This is a genomic window from Streptomyces sp. NPDC052301 (assembly GCF_044593395.1).
Classification (GTDB): domain Bacteria; phylum Actinomycetota; class Actinomycetes; order Streptomycetales; family Streptomycetaceae; genus Streptomyces.
Window position 1 is genome coordinate 1 of the sequence record NZ_JBIUBE010000022.1, and the last position, 24,872, is coordinate 24,872.

Here is a 24,872-nt window from a genome sequence, read left to right on the forward strand (position 1 = left end):
CGGTGAAGGTGACGACCGGCGACCCGGCCCGGTTGCGGGAGGTGCTGGCCGGGCCGGGCGTGGAGATCACCGGCCGGGGCGGTTCCGAGGAGCTGCAGGTGACCGGCCTGACCGCCCGCGACATCGGGCTGAAGGCGGCCGAGCACCGGATTCCCCTGTTCGAGCTGACCCCGAAGGCGGTGTCGTTGGAGGAGGCATTCATGGAACTGACCAGGGACGCCGTCGAGTACCACGGCTCCACGACCGGCATCGAAACCTCCGGGAGCGCGGCATGAGCACCCTCACGACGGCTCCCGGGACTCCCGAGACCGCCCCGGCCGATCCGGGCCGCCCCGTCTACCGGGTGACCGGACGGCGCGTGCTGGCCTCGGAGTGGGCCAAACTCTGGTCCCTGCGCTCCACCTGGATCACCCTCGGTCTGGGGCTGCTGTTCCTCGTCGCGTTCGGCGTCGTCGCTGCGGGCCACTACAAGTCCAATATCGACTCCGGCCGGCACCTGGACCGCGACTTCGCCACCGCCACGGCTGTGAGCCTGTCCCTCTTCGGCACCAACTTCGCCCAGCTCGCACTCGGCGTGCTCGGCGTACTCGTCACAGCGGGGGAGTACTCCACCGGCATGATCCGCTCGACCCTGGCCGCGGTACCGCGCCGGCTGCCCGTGCTGTGGTCCAAGGCGGCGGTGTACGGGCTCGTGGCGCTGGTGATCGCGACCGTCGGTGCGTTCCTCGCCTTCCTGGCCGGCAGCCGGATGGTCTCGGGCACCCCCGCCGCACTGGGCCTCGGCCACACCGGCGTGCTCCGCAGCCTGCTGGGCGCCGGGCTCTACCTGGGCCTCGTCGGAGTGATCGGCACCGCCCTGGGCGCGCTGCTGCGGTCCGTGGCAGGCGGCACATCGGTGCTCGTCGCCGCCCTGATGCTCGTACCCGGACTGATCCTCCTGCTGCCCAGTTCGTGGCAGGGCAACATCGACCCTTACCTCCCCAGCCACGCGGGCGAGTCGATGTTCGCCCTGACCCATGACTCGACCACGCTGTCGCCGGGCGCAGGCCTTCTGGTCCTCCTCGGCTGGACCGCCGTCGCGCTGGCCGGAGCGGCGTACCGGCTGCTGCGCAGCGACGTCTGAGCGGCAGCCACCCGCATCATGGGTCGGTGACCTCCGTGACCACCGAAGATCTCAGCGGGATGGGGCCGCTGGTCGCCCGGCTCGGCCGGGCCGGCCAGCGGCTTCGGCATGCCGACCGGGCCCGTCCATGGGTGCTGGACACCTCGGTGGTGGCCCTGGTCCTCCTGCTGTTCTGCCTGCCGGACCTGCTCCATGCGGTCGGCGTGTTCGGCGGGGACCGCGACGGCGACGGCTCGCGCCGCTTCCGCGTGGCGTTCACCCGATTGCCCGTGGCGGGCATGCTGGTCCTGCAGGCCGGGCTGGTGCTGCCGCTGTTGTGGAGACGCCGGGCGCCCGCCGCCGCTTTCGTCGCCGTCACGGCCGTGTTCGTCCTCCAGTGGTCGTTCGGCGCCGCGCTCCGTGGGGACGTCGCCCTCTTCATCGCCCTGTACAGCCTGGCCCTGCACGGCCGGCTGCGGCAGCTCCCCTGGGCCTGCGCGGTCACCGCAGGTGCACTGGTCCTGGTCGCGGCGCGGGTGTCGGCGGCGATGCCGGTGGGGGACGCACTGTTCTTCCTGCTCAGCACGGCGACCGCGGCACTCGCGCTCGGCCTGGTGATCCGCATCCGGAGGGCCCAACTGGCGGGGCTGCGTGAGCGTGCGGCACGGCTGGAGACAGAGCGCGACCAGCGCGGCAGACTCGCCGTCGCCGCCGAACGGGCACGAGTGGCCCGGGAGATGCACGACATCGTCGGCCACAACCTGTCCGTCATCATCACCCTCGCCGACGCAGGAGCCTATGCCGCCGGCGCGGCTCCGGAACGGGGCAAGGAGGCCCTGCACCTCATCGGAGACGCCGGCCGTCAGGCCCTGGGCGAACTGCGCCGGGTGCTCGGCGTACTGCGTGAGGCGGACGGTCCGCCTGCCGAACCCGAGCTGAGGCCGCAGCCCGGTCTCGCGGACATCGACACGCTGTGCGAGGGAGTGCGCGCTGCCGGCCTGGAGGTCGTCTACCGTACGGCCGGAGACATCGACGCCCTCGACAGCGGGGTGCAGCTCACGGTCTACCGCATCGTGCAGGAGGCCCTGACGAACACCCTGAAACACGCCGGCGCAGGCGCGCATGCGCATCTGGCGATCGTCGCGGAGGACACGCGGCTGACCATCACGGTCCAGGACTCCGGTCCGCCCGCCCCGGCCGGTCGAACCCGCACGGTGAACGAGGAAGGGCACGGCCTGGTGGGCATGCGAGAACGAGCGGCACTCTACGGCGGGCACGTCAGCGCGAGCGCCCCAGGCACCGGCTGGACGGTACGGGCCGACCTCGACCTCACCCCCCAGGACGGTGCCGGGTGACCACCGTGCTCGTCGTGGACGACCAGCCGCTGCAGAGGTACGGCTTCCGCATGCTCCTGGACTCCGTCCCCGAGACGGAGGTGGTCGGCGAGGCCGCGCACGGAGCCGAAGCCGTGCGAAAGGCCGCCGAACTCCGCCCGGACGTCGTCCTCATGGACGTCCGCATGCCTGGCATGGACGGGATCGAGGCCACACGCCGCATCGTCGCCGCCGGCGACCGCTCCCGCGTCCTCGTTCTGACCACCTTCGACATCGACGAGTACGTGTACGCGGCTCTGCGTGCCGGAGCCAGCGGCTTCCTCCTCAAGGACGCACGCCCCGAGGAACTCCTGTCGGGCATCCGCGCGGTGGCCGTCGGAGATGCCGTGATCGCTCCCGCGCTCACCCGCCGCCTCCTCCACGAGTTCGCCCGTCTCGTGCCGCCCTGCGGTGACGGCCGAACCGAGGACCCGAGACTGAGCTCCCTCACCGACCGCGAACGCGAGATCCTCGTCGCCATCGGCAAGGGCTGGAGCAACGGCGAGATCGCCGGCCGTTTCGTCCTGTCGGAGTCCACGGTGAAGACCCACGTCGGCCGGGTCCTGTCCAAGATCGGTGCCCGCGACCGGATCCAGGCGGTGATCTTCGCCTACGACCACGGACTGGCCCGGCCCCACGCGGGCTGAGCCGGGCGCGGCCCACGGCGCGGCTGTCCGGTTCACCGCACGAGACGGCGGTGCCCAAACTCGCGCCCCCACGGTGCGCGAGTCACCGCTGGTCCGGGTTGAGCTCCGTGTAGACCATCTCGACCAACTCCTCGGCCTCGGGGGCCCGGGAGTCGCAGGGAACCACGTAGTACCCGCCGAGGGTGGTGAGCACGTCCTCCTCGGAGCCGTCGTACTGGTGATGACGGTCTCCCCGCTCCTTGGGGGTCGTGGGGTCGGAGGTCTGCCACCACCACACCTTGTCCCGGATTTCGCCCTTCGACAGGGGGCCTGCCAGGACGATGTCCCTGCCCTGGACCTTCCCTGTGATCCTCAGGGAATGCGCATCGGTAGGCATGTGCCCTGTCTCCTTCGCTCAGTGCGCCGCCATGAGAGCGGCGCCTCGACCACGGCAGCGGATACCCCGTGAACCGCATTCCCCACGCCCCAGGCTGCCGGCCGGGCGCCGCTGACCGAGTGGGACACGGGAGAGCATCAGCGTGATGCGGTCCTGCCGCGGGCGGAGCGGACGCGGATCGGCGCGTGCAGCGCACGGGAATGAGGTCACGCCCCCACGGGCACACGGAGCCCAGGGCACACTCGCGGGACACTTCGTCGCCCGCGTGGTGGCCGGGCGGCTGGGGAAGGGTGAGTTGAGGATGGCTGAGCCGTCGACCACGGCGTCGAGGCAAGGGTTCCCGGCGCTGCACGACCGTGGCGGCCGGACGCCACCGTTGCGGCCCGGCGGCTACGACCCGGGCGACTATGCCGTCTCCGTACTGCGCAGCGCCGGGGAGGCCGGGGTGTCGCCCCTGCTGGTGTTGACCGTGCTCCACGTCGAGGCCTACAAGCCGCACCATCCGCTGCTGGAAAGACTGTGGCAGTGGTGGAAGCCCGGGGCGTCCTTCGGGGTTGCCAACATGCACCGTGCGACGTTCGAGCGGGTCCGGCGAACACACGGCCTGTCGGGGCGGTGGCAGGACCTGCGCGACAATCCCGCCTTCGCCATCCGCGCGGCCGCCTTGCACCTGGCGGATCTCGACGGGAGCCTCCCGCAGCGGCATGTGCGCCGCTACACCCGCGAGGAGCTCCTCGCTCTGGGTTACAACACGGGCGAACGCAACATGCGGGCCTTTGCCCGGGGGGTCCCGCCAGGCCCCATGGCACGCTCGTACCTGCGCCGTTTCCGCGCCTGCCGGAACCGGGCCGCCGAGGTCCTGGCGGACCGCGGCGAGCGGAGCGACGCCGTGAACGGGTGAGCGGGCACGTGGTCGGCTCGCTTTCCGGCGCGGGGGCGAAAGGCGGCGAGGCCGTGGGCGCCGTGCACGGCGGCGACGCCCGCGCGTGCCGTTCGGTCACGCCCCGAGGGCCTACCCGGACGGACGCGCTGCCCGCGACCCCCGTTGGTCAGCCCTCTCGCCGACCTGGCCGGAACTCATCAGCTGCTGGACGGCCTTGAGGACCTGTCCTGCTCCGTCCTCGGACGCCATGTGGTGTGCGGCTCTCGCGGCGGCTCGTGCGTAGGCCTGCTGCTTCACGACGTGGTCGAGTGAGTCGGCGAGCCGTTCGGCAGTCAGGGACCGGAAGGGGATCGGGCCGGTGGCGGCGCCGAGGGAGGCAAGTCGTCCGGCCCAGAAAGGCTGGTCGGCAGTGACCGGCACGGTGACCGCGGGCACTCCGGCGCGCAGCGCGGCGGCCGACGTGCCCGCTCCTGCATGGTGGACCACAGCAGCCAGCCGTGGGAACAGCAGGGTGTGCGGCACGTCCCCGATGGTGGTACGTCGTCGCTGTCGGCCGCGAGCGCAGCGCTGCCGGATTGGAGGATGCCGCGTAGCCCGGTGCGGCGCAGGGCTCGTACGGCCAGCTCGCTCAGCCGTTCGCCGTCGCCGGCCGCCATGCTCCCGAAGCCGATGAGGACGGGCCGAGGTCCGGCACGAAGGAAGTCCTCCAACTCCGTGGGCAGCCGTTCGGCCGGATCGTGATGGGGCCACCAGTTGCCCACGACCTCCAGGCCGGGGCGCCAGTCGGCGGGGCGGGGCACCAGTGCCGTGCTGAACCCGTGCAGGACGGGCCAGTTCGCACGCTCCTGCCGTCTGCGCATCGCGGAAGCGGAGGCCGGCGGCAGCCGGAGGCGGCGGCGCAGCTGCGCGACCGCCTGCGTGCAGAGGCGATCGACCATGCGGAGGGCGAAACGTCCGGCCATGCGGTTGGCGGGACGGCCGAGCGAGCGCGAGCCTGTGACGACGGGCGGGAAGTCGCCGGTCGGTGCCGTGGGCTGGAGGTACACGCCGAGGCTCGGTGTGCCCGTGGCCTCGGCGAGGTGCCAGCCGAGCGGGGCCGTGGTCGTCGACAGCAGGAGCAGATCAGCGCCGTCGGCCATCGCGTCGGCGAACCCCTGGCCCAGTTCGGTGATGAACGCGGCGGCGGCACGCATCAGTTCCCTTCTGCCTGTCACGCCGCCATGCCCCCGCGGGTCGGCGGGGAGGCTGCGGAACTCCAGCCCGGCGTCGCGTACGAGGGGCGCGAAGGTTTCCGTGGTGGCGAGGACGACGTCGTATCCGGCCCGGCGCAGTTCCGCGCCGAGGCCCGTGTAGGGCGCGACGTCGCCGCGCGATCCGGCCGCGGCGATCAGGATCCTCATCGGTGCTCCTCGGAATCGGTACGGCCGGCCGTCCGGCGGGACGCGTTGGCGTGGACCGCCCTGCACGTATAGGCGGCCAGGCCCGGGCGTTGCTGCGACGGCGGTACGACCAGTGCGAAGGCGCGCGGATCGGCGATGAAGTCGTCCGCGATACGGCGGTGCATGGCGGGCGGGCAGGAGGTGAACCACCGTGAGACGTGCAGGCGGTGCTCCTCGGCGAGGTCCATGGCGCGCTCGCCGTCGCTCGGCTCCCCCTGGTCGAAAGCGGCGAGCAGCTCCGCGCGCCAGGCGGTTGCCTCGCCCATGAGCTGTTGCCAGTCCTCCTTGGTGTGGGCGGCCGCGCGCGCCATCGACTCGCGCTGTCCGTCCGACTGCGCCCACTTCAGCTCCGCCTCGGTGGCATAGCTGAGGTCGAAGGTGATCTCGCCGAAGACCTCGAAGCGTTCCTGCGGAGTCAGGGCCACCCCGGTCTGCTGAACCGCTATCGCGCGTTCCGCCACCTCCGCCAGCCGCTGCAGCCTGGCGATCTCCTCGCTCAACTGCCTTTGCCGGGCCCGTAGATGTTCCAGGGCGTTGGAGAGCGGGTCCTCCAGCATCGCGGCGATCTCGTCGAGGGAGAAACCGAGTTCGCGGTAGAAGAGGATCTGCTGGAGTCGGACCAGGTCGGCGTCGCCGTAGAGCCGGTAGCCGGCGTGGCTGCGGTCGCTGGGCGAGAGCAGCCCTGCCTTGTCGTAGTGATGCAACGTACGGACCGTCACACCGGCGAAGGCCGAGACCTGTCCCACGGAGTAGCTCATCCACCTGCCCTTTCGTCGGCGTACAGCCTCAAGCCTGACGTAGGGAGAGGGTCAAGCCGGCAGCACCGCCCCCCCCGCGTGATCACGCCATGGAGACGGCGTCGAGCCGCCGGCACGAGCAGTCCTCGGCGCCCGACGACTACGCCATCGCTCGCACCGCGCCCTCGGTGAGGGTGGTCGCGGTGTGTACGGCGCTGGAGACGGCCTGCTCGGGGTCGAGACCACACAGATCGGTGAGGGTGAAGAGCGCCTCGGCACTGACCGCCACCGCGAGGTCGCGTTTCAGCTGGGCGAGTGCCCCGGGATCCGTTGCGCCCAGAGTGCTTTCCAGTGGCGAGAGCGCGTGCTCGATGAGGCCGAACCGGATGCCGGGACGCGCGGACGCGGTGTCGGGCCGGGTGATGGTGGCCGCGATCATCGCACGTACCGCCCCCTCGCGGGCGAGGACGCCGCGCAGGAGGAACTCGCAGGCGAAGGCGACGCGTTCCACGGGGTCGGCGGAATCGGCGACCGGCGCCAGCGCCTCGGCCGGCGGGGGCCACGCGCCGGCCAGGGCCTCACTGATCAGCGAAGGAAGGTCGGGGAAGTACCGGTAGGCGGTGGCCTCGGAGACCAGGGCGGTGCGGGCGACGAGAGGCATGGTCACCTCTTCGCCCGAGCCGATGAGCTCGCGGGCGGCCGTCACGATCGCCGTGCGGGTGCGCTGCTTCTGGTTCGTGCGACCGGTGCCGGGCTGCGCCGCCATTGCGAAACCTCCTCATGTAAGTAGACCAACACGTTAGCACCTGACTCTCTTTATGAGAGTTCACTTGCATGAAGAGGAGAAGTCCGCCTAACCTCGTGAGAGTCAGCTCTCACGACGGAGGCAGTGGTGGTAGACGTATCCCTGATCGGTCCGGACGGCGGCGAGACGATCCAGCTGGGTCCCACGCGGATGCGCATCCTCGAGGACGGCAGCACCACCGGGCGCCGCCTCGGCATCGGAGAGATCACCCTGGCCCCCCACACCCAGGGCCCGCCGCAGCACCGTCATGCCCAGCACGACGAGGGCTTCTACGTCGTCTCCGGCACCGTCCACTTCACCATCGGGGACATCACGCACGTGGCCCCGGCCGGCACGCTCGCGATGGTCCCGCCCGGCGCGCCGCACACCTTCGCCAACCACGGTGACACCCCGGCCGTCATCCTCAACACGTTCACACCGGATCTGTACGTGCAGTACTTCCGTGACCTGCGGGACATGATCGCCGCCGGTCAGGACCTGACCCCGGAGGCGACTGTCGCGGTGATGGGCCGTTACGCCACCGTTCCCGCGACCGACTTCGCCTGACGGCACCGCCACCGGCACCGGTTCGACCGACCGCCCCTTCCCCCGACGTGGCCCGCGGCCACCTCCCGCTCGAGGAGCAGCGAATGACCAGCCGTACCCACACCCTCACGCTCGACCGGGGCACGTTCGACGTCACCGTCGACCTTCACGGCGAGCAGGGGCATCCCTTCCTGCTCCTGCACGGAGGTGGCGGCCCACGGACCGTCACCCCGTTCGCCGGTCTCCTCGCCGAACAGCGGCCGGCCCGCGTGTTCGCCCCGGTCCATCCCGGCTTCGACGGCACCGCCCGCCCCGACTGGCTGACCGACGTCAGCCTCCTGGCCCAGGCCTACGCCCGGCTGCTCCAGACACTCGGCCTACGGGACGTCACGGTCGTCGGCAACTCCATCGGAGGCTGGATCGCCGCCGAACTGGCGGCCTTGGGCAGCGACCGGATCAGCGGTGTCGTCCTGGTCAACGCGGTCGGGATTCAGGTCCCCGGTCATCCGATCGCCGACACCCTCTCGCTGACGCCCGTCGAGTTGTCCCGTCTCTCCTTCCACGACCCTTCGAAGTTCCGCTTCGATCCGAGCACACTCACCGATGAGCAACGTGCGCTCACGGCCGCCAACCGGTCGGCCCTGCAGGTCTATTCGGGACCGCACGCCATGGCCGACCCCACCCTGACCGGACGCCTGGCCAAGATCGCCCACCCGACCCTCGTCGCCTGGGGCGCGAGCGACCGGGTCGTCGACGCCGACTACGGACGGGCGTACGCCCAGGCGATACCGGGCGCGGAGTTCCGCCTGCTGGACGGCACCGGCCACATGCCCCAGACGGAGACGCCCGAGCAACTCCTCCCCGTGATATGGGACTTCGCCGATGGTCACGCCGTCGATCAGTCGCGAAACTGACGATCCCCCTCACCGGGGGCAGCCCTCTCAGGACCGCCCGTCTCGTTTGGAGGAGACCATGTCCACCTCCACCGCATGCCTGCCGATTCGGCATCGAGCCACCGGGCCATCGAGAACTTGGTCGCACGGTACGCCGAGCCGGCGGACGACGGTGACTTCGCGGGACTCGGCATCCTGCTCGCCGAAGCCACCTTCACAGGCAGTGGCGAGCCGGTGAGCGGGCGCGCCGCGATCGAGAAGATGTTCCAGGACACTCTGATCGTCCACGCCGACGGCACACCGCGAACCCAGCATGGTCGTCACCAATGTCGCCGTCGAGGTGGACGAACAGGCGGGCACGGCGGTCGCGCGTTCGTACGTCACCGTGTTGCAGGCGCTGCCCGGCCTGCCGCTGCAACCCTTCGCCGCCGGTCGGTACCACGACCGATTCGAGCGCCGTGCCGGGCAGTGGTGCTTCGTCGAGCGACGGGTCCGCATCAACCTGGTCGGCGATGTGAGTCGCCGTCTGCGCCAGGCTGACGCACGGCGGTGGTCCCCGGGTGGTCGCCGCACGCTTCTCGCCCCGGTCGGCTTCGGCACCGTCAGCGCGTACGCAGGTTGCCGCTGTACACATCCGTGCGGTTCCGCGGAGCCCCGGAGTCGGTCTGCGCCAGCGCGGCCCGTACCCCGTCGCCGGCGGCGGCCAGCCCCTGGTAGTCGCCGAGGAACAGGCCCCCGGCGTCGGGCGCCTGCAGCCAGTCGAAGATCCGGGAGACACGGCGCTCGGAGCGGAGGCCAGGCCGCGGGTATCGACGGGCGCCTCGTGGTCTACGGCGGCGCCTTGCACGCCTTCCACCACCCGCCGGTCGACCAGACGGTGCTGCCGGGAGTCGGCCACCACCCACGGCACGCGCAACGAGCCTGGCACGACGTCCTCGACCTGCTCGCCGAGCGCCTCCCGGTGACGAGTGATCTGGCCGGCCACCACCACTGTCCAGCTGGCCGGCGACCGGATCTTCCGTCCCGGCTTCACCGCCGGCGTAGGGTCGCGCGCATGTGGGAGGGATTGGACGCGGTCGACTGGGCGGCTCTGGAACACAACTACGGATCCGCCGAGGACGTGCCTGCCTTGTTGCGTCGGTGCGCCGGGCCGGCCCAGGGGGACGCCGACCACGCGGCTTTCGAGCTCCTCAATCACCTGTTCCATCAAGGCGGCTGGATCTGTTCGGCGGCCCCGGCCGCGCTTCCCTTTCTGGTACGACTGGCTGCAAGCCCGGACGTCCTGCTCTCGTGTCGTCGCCTGATGCTCGAAACGGTGGCGAGGCTGGCCGCCGAGGCCGGGCAGGTCGCCGAGAGGTTTCTGCACCCCGGCTGGCGGTCGGCGTGGGAGCAGGTTCTGCCGGACGTGCTCGACCTGCTCACCGATCCTGCCCCGCAGATCCGGCGGGACGCAGCCCACGTGATCGGTGTCTGCGAGAGCCCCGGTGAACGCGTACTGCCGGCACTTGTGCGGTGCCGGCTGGCGGAGACGGACCCGGTGACCTGTCTCGACCTGGTCCTCGCGCTCGGTCAGGCGGCCCGACGCGAGCCCGTCGGCCCCCAGGCCGTCGAGGTGCTGAGGCTGCTGCGCGGACACCTTGACGCACCGCAGAAGCAGATCCGCCTGGCCGCAGCGCACGCGCTCACCCCGGCCGACCCGAACCTTCCCGTACGACGGATCGACCTGCTGCTGGAAGCAGTCCGTGACCCGAGCGTCGAGTTGTGGCGCCACACCAGCGCTGTCGAAACCGGCGTCGAGGGCGTTCACCACTGGACTGCGGCGCTGTTCGACGGGCCGTCCACTGCCTTCGCCGTCGGTCTTCTGCAGGACCATCCCGACGTCGACCAGCGCATCGGCGCACTGGCCCAGGCAGGCGGGCTGCTGGGGCAATGGCGCTCGGCGAGCGCTGCGCTGCTTCCCGCTCTTTGCGCACGGTTGGACGATCCCGCTCCCGAGGTCCGATTCCGAGCGGCCGAGCTACTGGCCTGCCTCGGTCCGGCCGCTGCAGCCCATGCCGACGAGGCTGCCGCCCTGCTCGGCGACACCGTCTCCCGTGAGACCCGGCAAGGGGAGACGGTCGCAGAGGCCGCGCTGTGGGCGCTGGCCCGGATGAACGATCCACGCTGCATACCGGGCCTGATCGAGGTGGTGGCCGGCACGCGGCCGGGCTTCGCTTCGGCTTCCGTCAACTATCCGGCGACCGCTGGCCGGCACTACGACGCTCTCCCGGGGCTCGACGAGGTCCTGGGCCATTTGCTCGACCATGCTGAGCCGCTCGTGCCCGTCATCGGTGCACAGCTCGAAGCCACGACGGACGATCAAGTACTCGTCCGGCTCTGCCGGGTACTCGCCGACTGGGGCCCGGTCGCCGAGCCGGCGGTTCCGCAACTGCTCGGCCTCATGGAGGACGACCGGACCTGGGCCGCGGCAGCACGGGCGCTGGCAAGCATCGGCGTGGCGGCGAACCGGGCGCGAGATCTGCTGCAGGCCCGATGGAGCACCGGCGGAGCGCAGGCGGCTCTGGCGGCCTGGGCCTACTGGAAAGTCGGCGGCGAGCCCGGACCAGCCCTGGAAGCATTCGGGGAAGTCGCCACCGGGGCGAGAGTTCCGCGACCCGTCCTGCGCAAACTCGCCGACCTCGGCCCGCACGCTGCCCGCTACGAGAAGCAACTACGGACGCTGACCACCGACAAAGACCCCTGGACCCGTGTCGAAGCGGCGCATGCCCTCTGGGCTGCAACGGGCGACACCGGGACCACCGTCCCGGTCATGACCGCTGTCCTGCAGGGCTTGGCCGAGGGCGCCTACCTTCCGGTCATGCTCCCCGCCGTGCGCTATCTGGCCCGGACCGGCCATGCCGGGCATCGCGCTGTGCCGCCCCTGCTCAACGTGCTGTCTCGTGATCAGCGGCTCCGTAGCAGCGGCGGCTGGCGGGGTTTTGTCCAGGACGAGTCCATCCGCACCGCCATTGCCGGACTGGTCGGCGCATCGGGATGATCCGCACCCAGCAGCCGCACTCAGTCAGTCCCGCACCCCTTGCCCGTGTCGACGCCGGAGGACGCCCCTTTGCTGCGAGAAGCCGTGGGCCCTCTGCCGTCAGCCCGCGCTCCTCCATGCATCCGGGTGGGGCGTGAGCACCGCGGAGACGACCGTGCCGGACGAGGCCGCGACATCAGCCGTGAACCGCAGGCGTCCGAGGCCCAGTTGCCGCAGCGCCGGACCGTGGTCGACGGCGACGACGAGGGAGACCGCGAGCAGCAGCAGTCGCCACAGCGACATCACCGGGCGGCGCGTCGCGCGGGGCAGCTCCGCCAGGGAGGCGTGCAGCCGCTCGCAGTGGAACGGGACGTGGCGCTGTTCGTCGGCGAGGATCCGACCCGCCACATCCGAAGTGAGCAAGTCGTCGGTGCCGTCGCGCAGGGCCCGGTAATAACGCAGTGCCACCACTTCCGCGATCATCAGCACCAGCAGCTCCATGCGCAGGCCCATCAGACGCCGTAGCCGAACAAAGACCGTGTCGCTCCAGTGGCCGGTCAGCGTCGGTAGGCCACCCGCAGCCAGCAACTGTGCGAGGAGCCGGGCGTGGTTCTGCTCCTCGGCGACGAAAAGTCGGACCGCCCGCGCGTAGTCGCCGTCACCGGCCTCGTCCGCCTTGCCGACGAGGTTGGCTCCGTCACCGTCCTCACCGACCTGGAACCGCTGAACGCTGGTCCACACCGCCGGGTGCAGCGTCGCGCCCTGCCCCCAGTCCGGGTCACCCTGGGCGTGCCTGCGCTCGCGCTCGTCCTCGAACCGCCTTGTCCACTTGGCGAAGCCGCCCGTATGCACCCGGTCTCCCCTCTCCGGGGCACAGCCGCAGTGCCCCGGAGAGGGATGACGCCGGCGGCTGCCGAACCGTTCCACAGCTGTCCGAGGCCGCAGACGTCGCCCGCGCGCGGGTCGAGGCTCTCGAGCGAGCGTCACCTACCTGCGACGCCGCATGTACCAGCCCGCGACCAGCACGATGAGGATGGCCACCACGAAGGCCCACACCGTGATTGCGCCGTGGTCGGTGTTGTAGGCCACTTGAGCGAACATGGTCGTACCGGTACCCGGAGCCGGTGACCGCAGCCGGCGTGGAGGCCCCGGCGGCTTTCGGATCAGCTCGGGGTGATCACCAGGAGGCGAGTGGAGCCGTCGGGCGTGGCCGTGAGACGTACCTGGCCACCGGGGCACGAGTCGCTGTTCGTCCCCGCCGGCCGGGCCCAGTCGGTCCAGCTGCCGTCGGCATGGCGCAGACTGTGCCAGACCTTGCCGTCGGAGCCGACGGCGGACCGGCCGCCATGAGCGCCCCGAGCCTCAATACGTCCCGGCGCCGGTGTCCGGACGCGGAGCACTCGTGGCCGGCGCTGCTGTCCGTGCACTCGGCATGAGTGCCGTGGTTACCGCACACAGCGACATTCCCTCCCGCTCCTGTAGTGCTCATGTCACGCATCGTTCGAACGAACAGTAGGGGGAGGTGGGTGAACGCGGAATCCTTCGGCGGCTGCCGCGAGGTGTCCGTGGGGTGGTCGTTCGGAGGCTGCCATGCCGAGAAGGGGACAGTCGTTGCCACGCCCGGCGCGTGCACGCGGCGCGCGGCACGCTCCGACTTCCAGCCATTCTGGGGTGCGCGGCAACCTCTCCGACCTGGGCTTTCGCCTGGCCGGGACTAGACAGTTTCACAGGCGTGCACAGTGAATGAGCACTTTCTTGGGCGGTGCGCCGTCCTTGACCTGCACACATGACGTTCACAACACGTGCACAGGTGGACCTCGTCCAAATCCCCTTCCCTCAACTGGTGTTGCACCGTTGCTCAGGCGAAGCTGCTTCTGGCCCACAAGGCCCCCGACCCTCAAGAAGGAGATCCCATGCGCATGAACCTGCGCTTCGCCGGTGCCACCGCAGCAGCCGTCGGCCTGATCGGCGCGACACTCGCCGCGGTCGCGGGTACGGCCACCGCGGCGCCAGCCGGCCTCTACGCGCCCTCGGCCCTGGTCCTCACCGTGTCCTACCCGGGAGGAACGACCGACACCGCAGCTCGCGCCGTCACGCTGAACTGCGCGCCCGGTGCCACCGGCACCCATCCCGACCCCGCGGGGGCCTGTGCGGAGCTGCGCGCCGCCAACGGCCGCCTCGACTCCCTGTTGGTCACGGACCCGGGCCAGGCGTGTACGCGGATCTGGTCCCCCGTCACCGTCACGGTCGACGGTGTCTGGCAGGGGACGCGCACCTCCTGGAAACACACCTTCGCGAACGCCTGCGAAATGAACGACACCGTCGGGCAGAGCCGCCTCCTCAGCTTCTGACGGCTACGGCCCATGCCGGAGGTCGCACACCTCGAGAGCGATGAACACGTGCTCGACTCTCGGGACCGTCGACAGGTGATGCGCCCGCGTGGGCAGGGGTGGCAGGAACGGCAGGCCGCGGGGCCGTCGCCGTACGCCGCGTCGGCGCGGCGATGCGGCACGCTCCGCACCACCGCCCTGCCTCTGCCCGTGGGCTGACTCCCGACTGGGCGACAGACGCGCTTCCCGACAGGGAAGGGTTCACAGATGCACGCCGTACTGCACGCACTGTCGATCACCGGGTCGATGACCTGGGAGATCACCTGGGCCCTGATTCTCGGCTTCGTCCTTTCCGCCGTCGTCCAGGCCGTCGTCCGCAAGTCCACGGTCGTCTCCCTGCTCGGCGACGACCGTCCCCGCACGCTCGCCGCCTCCGCCGGCCTGGGAGTGGCGTCCTCTTCCTGCTCCTACGCCGCGGTGGCGCTGGCCCGCTCCTTGTTCCGCAAGGGCGCCAACTTCACCGCCGCGATGGCCTTCGAGATCGCTTCCACGAACCTCGTCGTCGAACTGGGCATCATCCTCGCGCTGCTGATGGGCTGGCAGTTCACCGCCGCGGAATTCGTCGGCGGCCCTGTCATGATCGTCCTGCTGGCGGTCCTGTTCCGGCTGTTCCTGCGTGACAGGCTCCTGCGCCAGGCCCGTGAGCAGGCGGAACGCGGGCTTGCCGGGTCGATGGAGGGCCACGCCGGGATGGACATGTCCGTGCGGCGCGGAGGTTCCTTCGCCGCGCGCCTGTTCTCCCGCGAGGGGTTCACCGCCACCAGCCACGTGTTCGTCATGGAGTGGGCGGCGATCCTGCGTGACCTGGTGATCGGTCTCCTCGTCGCAGGTGCCATCGCCGCCTGGGTGCCGGACTCCTTCTGGCGCGCCTTCTTCTTCGAGGGCCACCCGCTCGCGGCCAAGCTGTGGGGACCCCTGATCGGTCCGTTGGTGGCCATCGCCTCGTTCGTGTGTTCCATCGGCAACGTGCCGCTGGCGGTGGTGTTGTGGAAGGGAGGGATCAGTTTCGGCGGCGTGGTGGCGTTCATCTTCGCCGACCTGCTGATCCTGCCGATCCTGAACATCTACCGTAAGTACTACGGCGCGAGGATGGCCGCCTTCCTCCTCGGCACGTTCTACGTGGCGATGGTTCTCGCGGGATACATCGTGGAGTTCGTCTTCGGCGGCCTCGGCCTGGTCCCCGACCGGCAACACGCGACGATCCCCATGGAGGGGGTCTCCTGGAACTACACCACCTGGCTGAACATCGTCTTCCTCGTCCTCGCCGCCGTCCTCCTCGTGCGTTTCTCACGGACCGGCGGCCCGTCCATGCTCCGCATGATGGGCGGCGCCCCGGAGACCGGCCACGAACACGCCGACCCGATGCAGCACGGGCGTCACCCGGGAGACACCCCGGGCGGGCACCACTGAGCGCTGTCCTCCACCCGGCACCGCGGACGCCTTCCGTGCCTGCGCCCAGGGCTGGCCGCCGGCCGTAGGTCCTGGACAGCTCGGTCAGCTCGGACAGCGCAGTTCATCGCCGCAGCCCGGCCGCCCCGGACAGGCAGCGGGGTCCTCCCGGCGGACGAGGGCGACCTGCCCGCTACCCCTGTGCCACGCCGTACGTGTCGGCCCAGGCACGTTTGAGGTCGGCTTCGTTCCAGTGGCCGAACGTGTAAGCGGGTGAGTCCACCGGCAGCGCCTGCTCCACTCGGATCAGCACCGCCTCGTGACAGGGATAGGCGGGACCGTGCGTGTCCAACACCCATTGGCGGGACCACGCGTAGACCGGGTCCCCCTCGCCGCGAAGGTCAGCGGTTCCTTTGAAACGGAAGCCGCGCCGCAGGAGAAAGTCGATCACGTTCACCTCGAGCCGGGGATCCCGCCTGAGGTTCGCGACCGTCGTGGGCGAGGCCATGTTCATGAACACCAGGTGGTCGTCGTCGTAGACACGTAGCGACCCCTTCGGGGACAGGTTCGGGGAGCCGTCCTCGCAGACGGTCGCCACGAACGCGAGTTTCGCGCTGTCGACGATCCTGCGCATGTCCTGGGTGATGATGCCCATCGTGTCCCTCGCCTGAGTGTGATCACACGTGCCGACGGCCGAGCTTCGGCGCCGCACCAGTGTCGGCGTGACACCCGTGGTGCGCATGGACGACGGGCGGCGGTGTCCGCCGAATGGCGCTCTGCCGGCACGAGCTCACTCGCGTGCCGCCACCTCAGGTGAGGAAGAACTTCTGTCCCGCTGTTTCGGCCGTATCGCGTGCGGGGCCGGCGTACGCGGGGCGCGCCGTGCCGTGGGAGAGCCCGGGTGCCGGGCCGGCGATCTCCAGGGTTCCGTTGGCCCGCCACCGGCCGAGCCAGCCGGAGCGCAGCAGCGGTGTGGTGTCCGGGGCCTGCGGATGGCGGCTCGGCGCGTGGATGCGGTCGAAGGCGAGCGCCGGTCCCGACGCGCACACTTCACCGATGCCGCCGACCGGCATCACACCGCCTTCGGGTGCCAGGATCTGCACGTGAACGTGGGGGAGTGAGTGGCCCACGGCCGCGTCGTCACCGTCCGGGCCGCTCTGCCGGGAGAACTCGTGCATCGTCCAGGGCAGACTCCCGCCCGCCGGGACGAACTGGGCCCACAGCCGCGTCTCGGGAAGCACCTCGAAGTGCCGTCGCACCAGGTCCGGCGGACAGGGACCGCCGATGAGCAGCACCGTGCGAAAGACGGCGGGCCTGGCGCTCGGGTTCGTGGTGGCGGAGGCAAGGACCCGGGCGTACTCCTCGGGGGAGAACACCCCGACCGCAGTGGTGCGTCTGCCCGCGCCTGCCGGCAACGCCTCCAGGTCCCCGGTGCGGGCGTGCAGCGTGCCTGCGCAGGCGAAGGCCCACCACATCGCCGACAGCGTGCGGATGCCCAGGGGGCGTTCGCTCACCACCGTGCCGTCGGTGACTCCGAGGCGGCTCGTCGTCGCCGAGAGCACGAGTTGCCATGCTCGGTGGTCCGTCAGATGGCCGCTGTCCAGGCCTCCGTCGTCCTCGTCGCCGACGAGCAGGTAGGCGCCCTCCGCGGCGGCGGAGCAGGGCAGCGCGGGGTCGGGGGGAAGTGTGTCGGCCAGGACCCAGGTGGCCGGGTCGTCCATGGCGAAGGTGAGGTCCCGGCGCTCCCAGGCCGTACGGGTGGACGCGCTGCACAGCGCGGTCCGCGCGCCGCTGACCGCCGAGATCCGTGCACGGCCGGCCCGGCCGGTCTCCGCGGGGACGGGGACGCAGACCCCGCCGGCCTTGAGCACCGCCAACTGGGCGACGAGGCCCTGCCGGTGGTCGTCGCAGTGGACGATCACCGGCTCGCCGAGCTGTACCCCGGAGTGCAGCAGGGCGCCGGCGAGCCTGGTCGCTCTCGACTCCGCCTCGCCGTAACTGAGCCGGCCCTGGGCGTCCCACACCGCGATCGCGGTCGGAACGCGGCGGGCCGTCCTGGTGAACAGCATGTCGAGGGTGCGCGGCGGCCCCGGCGGCGGACCGCCGCGCCCGCGGGCGGAGGGCGTCCGCCGCGCGATGGCGGCGGGCGGCGTGGGTGTGGCCGTCACCGTCGGCTCCCCTCACGAGGGCCTGGGCCACCGGAACCGTCGGGCACGAAGTGGCGGATGTTGGCCCGCAGGAAATCGCCGATGTCGCGGGAGGGCCTGCGCAGCAGGAGCGGGAGCGTGTCGGTGATCTGCTCCCACGCCCCGTCCCGCCAGGGCTCCGGCACACCTTCCTCCCCGCCGGGCGCCTCTGGGCACTCGACCTCGCGCCCGGTCAGGTCGGTCAGCAACCGCGCGATCTCCGGGTACGTCGGCGCGCTCGGCCCGCTCAGTACGTACTCGCGGCCTTCGTGACCGTCCTCGGTGAGCACCCGTACGACCGCCTCCGCCACGTCGGCCAGGTCGACCAGGCTGACCCGGTGCCCGCCCGACGGGTCGGGCAGCAGCCCTGACCGGCGCACCGACCCGGCATGCCGGTCGACCAGTTGCTGCATGGAGCGGTTGGGAAAGAGCACCGTGTGCGGCAGGTCGCGCCTGCGCAGGTACTGCTTGTTGATCCAGTCCCGCCGCGCGCCGGGGTCGGCGCTGTCCTCGCGGACCGCCGGGCCCCAGCAGGAGACCTTCACCAGCCGCGCGCCGATGTCGGCGGCCATGTCGACGGCGGCGTTCTGCGCCTGGACCTGGCCGGCGACAGGCCCCGGCAGCACCAGCACCACCCCGCAGCCCTCGGCCTCGCACCGCAGCGCCCCGGGATCCCTCAGGTCGCCGTGGACCGCGCGCACCCCGGGCGTAACCGGGGCGTCCGGCGCGGGCAGCAGTACCCGTACCTCCACGCCCCGGCCCACCAGTGCCGTCGTCACCCGATGGCCCAGCTCTTCGGCCATCCCCCCGATGATGAACACCGGCATGGCAGGTCAGTGCCGGTGGGCGTGGCTGTGCGGGTGGTGGCCGTGGTCCCCGTGGTTGGCCGGGAGCGTTCCTCCGTGGGCGTCCAGATGGCATGCGGGGCACAGCATCCGGCCGCGGTGGTCGTGGAGCGTCTCGACACTGGTCGGCTCGCCGCACTCCTCACAGGTGTCGACCGGGGCCAGCCGCTTGGGCTGCGGGGCTGCGCCCTCGACCTCGTCGACGGTGAGGATCTCCTCCTCGTCCACCTGAAGCAGCTGGACGGTTCGCTCCGCCTGCAGTTCGGCGAAGCGTGACTCGTCCTGGGGGCTCGCCGTGCCGTTCTCGATGCGGTCGGACAGCTCCCACAGCTCCTTGGTCCGGTAGACGATGCTGTCCGCCTTCGCGCGGATGCGCAGCCCCTTGCCGTTGCCGTGCTCCCAGAAGGTGAACACATTGCGCCCGTTGTCCTGGTGGAGGAGGTTGCGCTTGCCGTAGGTACAGCCCGTCAGCACCTGAAGGGCGTCGACGGCACAGGTGTCGATCTCGCTGACGACCACCAGGCCGTCCTGCGAGGTGTCGAGCCGGCTCAGGGCGGCTTCGGCGACGCGGACACCGAAGGCGGCGCCGGGGCATTCGTGGCGGTGGAAGGCGACGACGTCCTTGTACGCCTGGTCACGGTCCATGGGAACAGCGCTCCTAGGTGAGAGGCGGAGAGTAGTAGGTGAGGTGCCGTCAGTTCGGCCGGGGCACTATGCGGATGGGGGCCTCGTGTGCGTTGTCGCCCTCGAAGAAGGCACGCAGCCGTGGCCGGTGGAGGTCCACGGCGGAGAAGATGAAGGTCCACTGGCCGGATTCGGCGGCGAGGACGCGGTCCAGCTCGGTGCACGTGTCGCGCAGCGGGTCGTGTTCCCAGGGCACGCGGTGTGTGTGGTAGTTGCCGAAGACCACCCAGCCGGTGTCGTCGCAGGCGCGCTCGATCTCCATCAGCTCACGCGGGTCGGCGACCCAGCCGCGTTGCTTCATGGGCGTGAGAGAGGGGATCGCGAACTCGCCGACGACCTCGTCCATCATGTCGCGGGCCGCGTCGTCGTGGCGCAGGTTGACGATGAGCGGGAAGACGGCTCTGACCTCGATCGCGTCCCCGTTCGGCGAGCCGGCCAGCATGCCGAAGGCCTTGTGCTCGGGGGTCTCCCCGTCGAGGTAGTGGTCGGTGAACTTGCGCACCGCGTGAGCCACGACACTGGCGTACAGCGGACGGGGGAAGATGATCTCGGGGGCCTTCTCGAGGCCTGCCGGGGGCCTCATGCCTGCTCGGTGGCGGCGAGCCAGGCGCGGGCCCGGCTGACTGCGCGCTCGGTGAGCGCCTGCGACTGGCCCAGGTAGGCGGCCGGGTCGAAGATCTGGTCCAGTTCCTCCTCGCTCAGGGGGACGCCCCCGGCGCCGTCCTTGCGCACCATCGCGCGCAGCGAGTCGCCGCTCTGCCGCGCGGACTGGGCCAGTTCGTAGACGTACTCGTGGGCGCTCTGCTTGCCGAGGTGCCTGCCGATGGCCAGCATCAGCTTCTCGGTGGCGATCTGTTCGGCGACCTCGCGGGCATTGAGCTCCACCCGCTCGCGGCAGACGGTCAGGCCGTCCACGATGTGCTGCACGATCTCGCACGCCGACAGCGTGTAGTGGGAGACGTCGGGTACACAGGCCCACTCGATACGAAGGGCCCGCGAGTCGCGTTCGTGGTCGCCGGCCATGCAGGCCAGGGCGTTGGCCACCTGGGCGGCGGTGAGCCGGGCCATCACCACGGCCTGCTCGCACGCCTCGGGGTTGCGTTTGTGCGGCATGGTGCTGCTGCCGACCTGGCCGTGGCGCCAGCCGGTCTGCAGTTCCGCGAACTCCGGGCGGGACAGGGTGCGCACCTCGTCGCCGATGCGGCCCATGGTGCCCGCCACCATGGCGAGGCAGGAGACGTACTCCGCGACCCGGTCGCGGGAGGTGTGCCAGGCCACCGCGGGTGCGCTCAGGCCCAGCCGGGCGGCGAAGGCGTCCAGCAGCGGCAGTGCCTTGTCCCCGAAGCCCGCCATCGTGCCGACGCCGCCGAAGAGCTGGGCCGCCAGCACCCTCGGCCGCATCGCGGCGATGCGTTCCAGGTGGCGCTGGAGTTCGTCGATCCAGCTGCCGATCTTCACACCCAGGCCCATCGGCAGGGCGGGCTGGGCGTGCGTGCGGCCGAGCGCCACGGTGGCCGCGTGTTCCTCCGCGAGCTGGGCCAGTCGTGTGAGCACCGTGCGCAGCAACCGCTCGGCCTCGTCCAGCACGTCGCGCATCTCCAGGCACTGCGCGGTGTCCTGGATGTCCTGGGTGGTCGCACCGTAGTGCACGAACTCGCCCGCGCCACCGGCGCAGGCGGCCTGGAACACCCGGAGGAAGCCGACCAGGGAGTGGCTGGTGCGGCGGATCTCGGCGCGTATCGCGTCCAGGTCGAGCCGCTCGATCCGGGCGGCCTCGGCGATCGCCTGCGCGGCGGAGGCGGGGATGATGCCGAGGTCGGCCTCGCTGAGGGCGAGGGCGGCCTCCACGTCGAGCCAGCGTTGGTAGCGACATCGGTCGCAGAAGATGCGGTGGCTGGCTTCGGTGCTGTACCGGTGGCCGTAGAAGGACGAGTCGCTGATGTGCGCGTGGGCGTGGTCGCACGCAGCGGCTGGTGGTGTCATCGGTTCCCCCTCTTGGTCCGGGCCTCGGTGATCGCGGCCATGCGCGTGCCGCGCGGCCGGGTGGTGGTGCCGTACGGGCTGGAGCCGTAGGGCCTCTCGCCCGGTGAGACGACGGCCGACCGCGCGATGGACTCGGCTATCTGGCGCGGCATCAGACCCTGGTCATGGGCCCCGACCAGGATGTCGTCGACCAGTTCGTGCAGCATGCCGGCGACGGTGTCCAGCACCTGCCTCGGCTCGGGCGTGAGCTGGGGGCCGAAGAGTGCCTCCATGGAGGCGGAACCGCCGATGCCGCCGATGAAGTCCGGCACCACGAGCACGCCTCGGTCCGCCAGCAGGCGTTCGGCGTTCGGACCGAGGCCGCAGTTGGCGCCCACCGCGACGACCGGGACCGGCAGCAGTGCCGCCTGCTCGGCGGTGAGCGCGTTGTCCGGGCCGGCCAGGATCAGCACGTCCGCCGGGAGGTCGAAGAGGGCTTCCGGCGGCAGGCGCAGTGCGTCGCCGAGCAGAGAGGGGATGGGGCGGCGCTGGTCCAGGCAGAGCATGTGCGCGATGTCGAGTCCGCGCGGGTCGACCACGCAGCCGAACTCGTCGGCGACCGCGGTGATGCGCACACCGCGTTCGAGCAGCGCCAGCGCCGCGGCGCGGCCGAGGTTGCCGAAGCCCTGCAGGGCGCAGCTGAGCCGGTCCGGCCGGTAGCCGGCGTGGGCGGCGGCGGCCAGTGCGGCGTGGCCGAGGGCGTGACCTGCACGGCGCCGGCCCACGGTGAGCCTGCCGACCGGGGCGTCGAGCAGTGCCATCCGGGCGCGGAACTCGTGCTCGCTCAAGTGCTGTGCGACGCGCACGGCGTACTTCACCGAGCCGATGCCGAGCTCGGCGGCCATCGCATCGAGCTCTTCGAACCGGGTGTTCATGTCGGCACCCATGCTGAAGCGCGTGCGCAGTTCCTGCCGCAGGAAGTCGAGGAACCGGCGCAATACGGCCGCCCGTCGAGGCCCGCGGGGATCGTAGGCGATACCGCATTTGGCGCCGTCGACGTTGAGGCCCAGGACCCGCTGCTTGAGTGTCATCCGGGCGGAGAGAGTGCGTAGCGTGTCGGCGGTCAAATCGGCTTTCATACGGCAGCCGCCGGCCGCTAATCGGCAGTCGGTGCCGTCGTACACGAGAAAACCGGGACAGCCTTCGACCGGGTCACGGTATTCGATGATGCGGACCATTGCGCCCCCGTGGCGATGAGTGGGCGGGAGGTGCCTGTTGGTTCCGAAATCGCCTTTACTCAGTAAGGCTGATCATCAGTCTTACTGAGGCAGGCTGAGCATGCCCGACCCGTCAGTCCGGCGTCAAGTGTTTCGAACAATTACGCGCCCGCGCGTGGGGCGCGCGTAACCCGGAGGAAGCGCCAGTGACGTGCACCGGTGAGAGGATTCGCGGCTTCCGGTTATTCGGCGTCACGGCGCCCGTCGGAATGTCGGCCTCGCATTGACAGGTACTTAGATCATCACCCATCCTGACGATTACTGGCGATTGCCAATGATGTGCAACACCGCCCGGTGGCACCTCTCCCGCCGACACTTCAGGAGCGGCCCATGACCACCCCGACGAGCAAGGTTTCCAAACTCACCCGACTGCGCAACTCCTTCGAACGTGAGGAGGTGGTCAGGCTGGCCGGCCTGATGGGCGTGGTGCTCGCTCTCCACGTGGTCGGATTCGGCCTGTTCATCCACTACAACAGCATCCCGAAGTACCACTCCATCGCGGACTCGCACGGCACCCTCCTGTACGCGGGAGCGGCGAGCCTGGCCTACGTCTTCGGTCTGCGCCACGCCTTCGACGCGGACCACATCTCGGCGATCGACGACACCACGCGCCTGCTGTTGCAAAAGGGCCGCAAGCCGCTCGGCGTGGGACTGGCCTTCTCGCTCGGCCATTCCACGATCGTGCTCGGCCTCTCCGTCGGCATCGCCTTCGCGGCCAACGCCGCGACCCACTTCCAGGCGAGCTTCTCGCAGACCGGCGGCATCATCGGCTCCGTGGTCTCCGGATCCTTCCTCTACCTCATCGCCGCGTTCAACTTCGTCATCCTCGCGGGTATCTGGAAGGTCTGGCGCCAGGTCAAGGCAGGGCAGTACGAGGAGCAGCACCTGGAGGAGCTGCTCGCCTCGCGAGGATTCATGAACCGGATCTTCAAGGGCCGTTACAACCGGTTCATCAGCCACTCCTGGCAGATGTACCCCGTCGGAATCCTCTTCGGCCTCGGCTTCGACACCGCCACCGAGGTCGGCCTGCTGGGCATCTCCGCCTCGGCGGCCGCGGGTGCGGGCCAACAGGGCACCTCCTTGCCGCCGTTGGCCATCATCGCCCTGCCGCTCATCTTCGCGGCGGGCATGTCGCTGATGGACACGATCGACGGCGCTTTCATGGCCAAGGCCTACAGCTGGGCCTTCGGCAACCCCGTACGCAAGATCTACTACAACCTCAGCACGACCGGCCTGTCCATCTTCGTGGCCTTCGTCGTCGGCACCCTGGAACTCGTCGGGGTCATCACCTCCCAGTTGGGCGTGGACGGCCGGCAGCCATGGGCCACGATCGACTCCGTGGACCTCAACAAGATCGGGTACTTCATCGTCGGAATCTTCCTGGTCACCTGGCTCGGCAGCGTGCTCTGGTGGAAGGTGCGCCGCCTGGAGGAGCGCTACGCCTCCCAGGTTCCCCAGGCCGGCCGCGCGCCCGCCCTGTCGCCCCAGCGGCTGGCCGAGATCCGCACGGCGATCCGGCACGAGCTGTACCACCACCGGTCGCTGCAGGCGGACCGACGGTCCGCGGAGCGGCGGACCCCCGTCCACGAGCCCACCTGACGCGCCCCTGAAGCGGCGAGCCGTCGCCGGGCCCCGGACAGGGGCCGGCGACGGCTCGTCCGCCGCAGCCGTGCTTCAGGCGTCAGTGCGCGACGGTGTGGACGAAGACGGCGAACCCGGAGTCGGCATCCCGGCCGCGCCGCCAGTCGGACCAGCGGTCCACCTCCGTCAGTCCGGCCCGCGCGCAGTGGGCGGCGTATTGCCGGGCGGTGAGGTGGAGGTCGAGGCGGAACCCGGCGACCAGCAGGCCGCCCGGCCTCATGTGCCGCACCATACGGGCCACCACCTCGGGCTCCGTGCCGGGGGCGAGGTTGACCATGACGTTCCCGGCGAGCACCACCAGGTCGAAGCCGCCGGCCATCCCCAGGGCAGGCAGGTCCAGGGTGGCCAGATCGGCGGAGATCCACGGCAGTTGTGGTGCGGCGCGGACCGCCTCCGCGAGCATCGAGCGGTCGATGTCCACCCCGAGGGTGTGATAGCCGCGGCGGTGCAGTTCGATGGCGACGCGGCCGGTACCGCACCCGGCGTCGAGCACCCGCGAGCCCGGTCGCACCAGGTCGGCGCAGAACGCGGCCTCCCCGTGGACGTCCACACCGCGCTCGGCCATCGCCCGGAACTTCTCGGCGAAGTCCGCCCCCGTGCGCCCGCCGGTCCTGGCCAACCGCTGGTTGCGGTCCGCGAAGCCTGCGATCAGGGCCAGCACGATGGCCACGTTGCCGACGATGAAGACGAAGGTCCCGGCCC

General features: G+C 70.8%; 24 protein-coding genes and 4 pseudogenes. 13 read left to right on the forward strand and 15 right to left on the reverse strand.

What is annotated here, in order from left to right; genetic code table 11:
- The 4 genes and pseudogenes from ACIHEJ_RS37865 to ACIHEJ_RS37880 all read left to right on the forward strand — a co-directional run.
- A pseudogene (locus tag ACIHEJ_RS37865) lies at positions 1-275 on the forward strand (ABC transporter ATP-binding protein); the annotation flags it as partial.
- Positions 272-1,123 carry an ABC transporter permease gene (locus tag ACIHEJ_RS37870; protein WP_400142396.1) on the forward strand — a complete coding sequence of 284 codons (852 nt, stop codon included), beginning with the start codon at positions 272-274 and terminating at the stop codon, positions 1,121-1,123. The pseudogene ACIHEJ_RS37865 and the gene ACIHEJ_RS37870, both read left to right, overlap by 4 nt.
- Positions 1,124-1,158: 35 nt before the next feature.
- On the forward strand, positions 1,159-2,457 hold the full coding sequence (locus ACIHEJ_RS37875) for a sensor histidine kinase (protein ID WP_400142466.1): 1,299 nt from the start codon (positions 1,159-1,161) through the stop codon (positions 2,455-2,457).
- Positions 2,454-3,122: a response regulator gene (locus tag ACIHEJ_RS37880; protein WP_400142397.1), complete on the forward strand. Its 669-nt coding sequence runs from the start codon at positions 2,454-2,456 to the stop codon at positions 3,120-3,122. Before ACIHEJ_RS37875 ends, ACIHEJ_RS37880 begins: the two co-directional genes overlap by 4 nt.
- An 82-nt stretch (positions 3,123-3,204) precedes the next feature.
- Here ACIHEJ_RS37880 and ACIHEJ_RS37885 read toward each other — a convergent pair whose 3' ends face one another.
- Complete coding sequence (locus tag ACIHEJ_RS37885) at positions 3,205-3,498, reverse strand: hypothetical protein (RefSeq protein WP_400142398.1); 294 nt, start codon at positions 3,496-3,498, stop codon at positions 3,205-3,207.
- A 301-nt stretch (positions 3,499-3,799) separates the two neighbouring features.
- On the opposite strand from ACIHEJ_RS37885, the gene ACIHEJ_RS37890 reads away from it, so the two are divergent.
- Positions 3,800-4,399 (forward strand): lytic transglycosylase domain-containing protein, encoded by a 600-nt coding sequence (locus ACIHEJ_RS37890; RefSeq protein WP_400142399.1) that lies wholly within the window; start codon positions 3,800-3,802, stop codon positions 4,397-4,399.
- Positions 4,400-4,510: 111 nt separating this feature from the next.
- On the opposite strand, the pseudogene ACIHEJ_RS37895 reads toward ACIHEJ_RS37890, so the two are convergent.
- The 3 genes and pseudogenes from ACIHEJ_RS37895 to ACIHEJ_RS37905 form a co-directional block, all read right to left on the reverse strand.
- Positions 4,511-5,781 (reverse strand): annotated as a pseudogene (locus ACIHEJ_RS37895) (glycosyltransferase).
- A complete protein-coding gene (locus ACIHEJ_RS37900) occupies positions 5,778-6,578 on the reverse strand; it encodes a MerR family transcriptional regulator (protein WP_400142400.1) in 801 nt (266 codons plus the stop codon). The pseudogene ACIHEJ_RS37895 and the gene ACIHEJ_RS37900 overlap by 4 nt, the downstream one beginning before the upstream one ends.
- 139 nt (positions 6,579-6,717) lie before the next feature.
- Positions 6,718-7,323, reverse strand: coding sequence for a TetR/AcrR family transcriptional regulator (locus ACIHEJ_RS37905; RefSeq protein WP_400142401.1), 606 nt, complete (start codon positions 7,321-7,323; stop codon positions 6,718-6,720).
- Between the two features lie 189 nt (positions 7,324-7,512).
- On the opposite strand from ACIHEJ_RS37905, the gene ACIHEJ_RS37910 reads away from it, so the two are divergent.
- Positions 7,513-7,908 carry a cupin domain-containing protein gene (locus tag ACIHEJ_RS37910; RefSeq protein WP_400142467.1) on the forward strand — a complete coding sequence of 132 codons (396 nt, stop codon included), beginning with the start codon at positions 7,513-7,515 and terminating at the stop codon, positions 7,906-7,908.
- Positions 7,909-7,991: 83 nt separating this feature from the next.
- Positions 7,992-8,801 (forward strand): alpha/beta fold hydrolase, encoded by an 810-nt coding sequence (locus tag ACIHEJ_RS37915; protein ID WP_400142402.1) that lies wholly within the window; start codon positions 7,992-7,994, stop codon positions 8,799-8,801.
- Positions 8,802-8,828: 27 nt separating this feature from the next.
- Here ACIHEJ_RS37915 and ACIHEJ_RS37920 read toward each other — a convergent pair whose 3' ends face one another.
- Positions 8,829-9,164, reverse strand: coding sequence for a hypothetical protein (locus ACIHEJ_RS37920; RefSeq protein ID WP_400142472.1), 336 nt, complete (start codon positions 9,162-9,164; stop codon positions 8,829-8,831).
- Between ACIHEJ_RS37920 and ACIHEJ_RS37925 the strand changes: the two are divergent.
- The 3 genes and pseudogenes from ACIHEJ_RS37925 to ACIHEJ_RS37935 form a co-directional block, all read left to right on the forward strand.
- Positions 9,121-9,210 (forward strand): annotated as a pseudogene (locus ACIHEJ_RS37925) (nuclear transport factor 2 family protein); the annotation flags it as partial. The gene ACIHEJ_RS37920 and the pseudogene ACIHEJ_RS37925 overlap by 44 nt on opposite strands.
- Before the next feature lie 366 nt (positions 9,211-9,576).
- Positions 9,577-9,747: pseudogene (locus ACIHEJ_RS37930) on the forward strand (dienelactone hydrolase family protein); the annotation flags it as partial.
- Between the two features lie 87 nt (positions 9,748-9,834).
- Positions 9,835-11,817 carry a hypothetical protein gene (locus tag ACIHEJ_RS37935; protein ID WP_400142468.1) on the forward strand — a complete coding sequence of 661 codons (1,983 nt, stop codon included), beginning with the start codon at positions 9,835-9,837 and terminating at the stop codon, positions 11,815-11,817.
- A gap of 99 nt (positions 11,818-11,916) precedes the next feature.
- On the opposite strand, the gene ACIHEJ_RS37940 is transcribed toward ACIHEJ_RS37935, so the two are convergent.
- Entirely contained in the window at positions 11,917-12,648 is a 732-nt protein-coding gene (locus ACIHEJ_RS37940) for a ferritin-like domain-containing protein (protein ID WP_400142403.1), read from the reverse strand.
- Positions 12,649-12,783: 135 nt separating this feature from the next.
- Entirely contained in the window at positions 12,784-12,897 is a 114-nt protein-coding gene (locus ACIHEJ_RS37945; RefSeq protein WP_400142404.1) for an LPXTG cell wall anchor domain-containing protein, read from the reverse strand.
- Between the two features lie 812 nt (positions 12,898-13,709).
- On the opposite strand from ACIHEJ_RS37945, the gene ACIHEJ_RS37950 reads away from it, so the two are divergent.
- Both ACIHEJ_RS37950 and ACIHEJ_RS37955 read left to right on the forward strand, forming a co-directional pair.
- A complete protein-coding gene (locus tag ACIHEJ_RS37950; RefSeq protein ID WP_400142405.1) occupies positions 13,710-14,147 on the forward strand; it encodes a subtilase-type protease inhibitor in 438 nt (145 codons plus the stop codon).
- 246 nt (positions 14,148-14,393) lie between these two features.
- Positions 14,394-15,596 (forward strand): permease, encoded by a 1,203-nt coding sequence (locus ACIHEJ_RS37955; RefSeq protein ID WP_400142406.1) that lies wholly within the window; start codon positions 14,394-14,396, stop codon positions 15,594-15,596.
- A 172-nt stretch (positions 15,597-15,768) separates the two neighbouring features.
- Here the strand turns inward: ACIHEJ_RS37955 and ACIHEJ_RS37960 are convergent, their stop codons facing one another.
- The 7 genes from ACIHEJ_RS37960 to ACIHEJ_RS37990 form a co-directional block, all read right to left on the reverse strand.
- Entirely contained in the window at positions 15,769-16,230 is a 462-nt protein-coding gene (locus tag ACIHEJ_RS37960) for a pyridoxamine 5'-phosphate oxidase family protein (RefSeq protein ID WP_400142407.1), read from the reverse strand.
- 154 nt (positions 16,231-16,384) lie between these two features.
- Positions 16,385-17,743 carry an AMP-binding protein gene (locus tag ACIHEJ_RS37965; protein ID WP_400142408.1) on the reverse strand — a complete coding sequence of 453 codons (1,359 nt, stop codon included), beginning with the start codon at positions 17,741-17,743 and terminating at the stop codon, positions 16,385-16,387.
- Positions 17,740-18,564, reverse strand: a complete 825-nt coding sequence (locus tag ACIHEJ_RS37970; RefSeq protein ID WP_400142409.1) for an NAD(P)H-binding protein — start codon at positions 18,562-18,564, stop codon at positions 17,740-17,742. The genes ACIHEJ_RS37965 and ACIHEJ_RS37970 overlap by 4 nt, the downstream gene beginning before the upstream one ends.
- A 30-nt stretch (positions 18,565-18,594) precedes the next feature.
- Positions 18,595-19,251, reverse strand: a complete 657-nt coding sequence (locus ACIHEJ_RS37975; RefSeq protein ID WP_400142410.1) for an FmdE family protein — start codon at positions 19,249-19,251, stop codon at positions 18,595-18,597.
- A gap of 49 nt (positions 19,252-19,300) precedes the next feature.
- On the reverse strand, positions 19,301-19,873 hold the full coding sequence (locus ACIHEJ_RS37980) for a hypothetical protein (RefSeq protein WP_400142411.1): 573 nt from the start codon (positions 19,871-19,873) through the stop codon (positions 19,301-19,303).
- A complete protein-coding gene (locus tag ACIHEJ_RS37985; protein WP_400142412.1) occupies positions 19,870-21,273 on the reverse strand; it encodes an adenylosuccinate lyase family protein in 1,404 nt (467 codons plus the stop codon). The genes ACIHEJ_RS37980 and ACIHEJ_RS37985 overlap by 4 nt, the downstream gene beginning before the upstream one ends.
- A complete protein-coding gene (locus ACIHEJ_RS37990; protein ID WP_400142413.1) occupies positions 21,270-22,490 on the reverse strand; it encodes a Glu/Leu/Phe/Val dehydrogenase dimerization domain-containing protein in 1,221 nt (406 codons plus the stop codon). The genes ACIHEJ_RS37985 and ACIHEJ_RS37990 overlap by 4 nt, the downstream gene beginning before the upstream one ends.
- A gap of 369 nt (positions 22,491-22,859) precedes the next feature.
- On the opposite strand from ACIHEJ_RS37990, the gene ACIHEJ_RS37995 reads away from it, so the two are divergent.
- The gene (locus tag ACIHEJ_RS37995) at positions 22,860-24,128 is read left to right on the forward strand and encodes a HoxN/HupN/NixA family nickel/cobalt transporter (RefSeq protein WP_400142414.1); all 1,269 of its coding nucleotides are present in this window, start codon (positions 22,860-22,862) and stop codon (positions 24,126-24,128) included.
- A gap of 82 nt (positions 24,129-24,210) precedes the next feature.
- On the opposite strand, the gene ACIHEJ_RS38000 is transcribed toward ACIHEJ_RS37995, so the two are convergent.
- The gene (locus tag ACIHEJ_RS38000) at positions 24,211-24,840 is read right to left on the reverse strand and encodes a class I SAM-dependent methyltransferase (RefSeq protein ID WP_400142469.1); all 630 of its coding nucleotides are present in this window, start codon (positions 24,838-24,840) and stop codon (positions 24,211-24,213) included.
- Positions 24,841-24,872 lie beyond the last annotated feature (32 nt).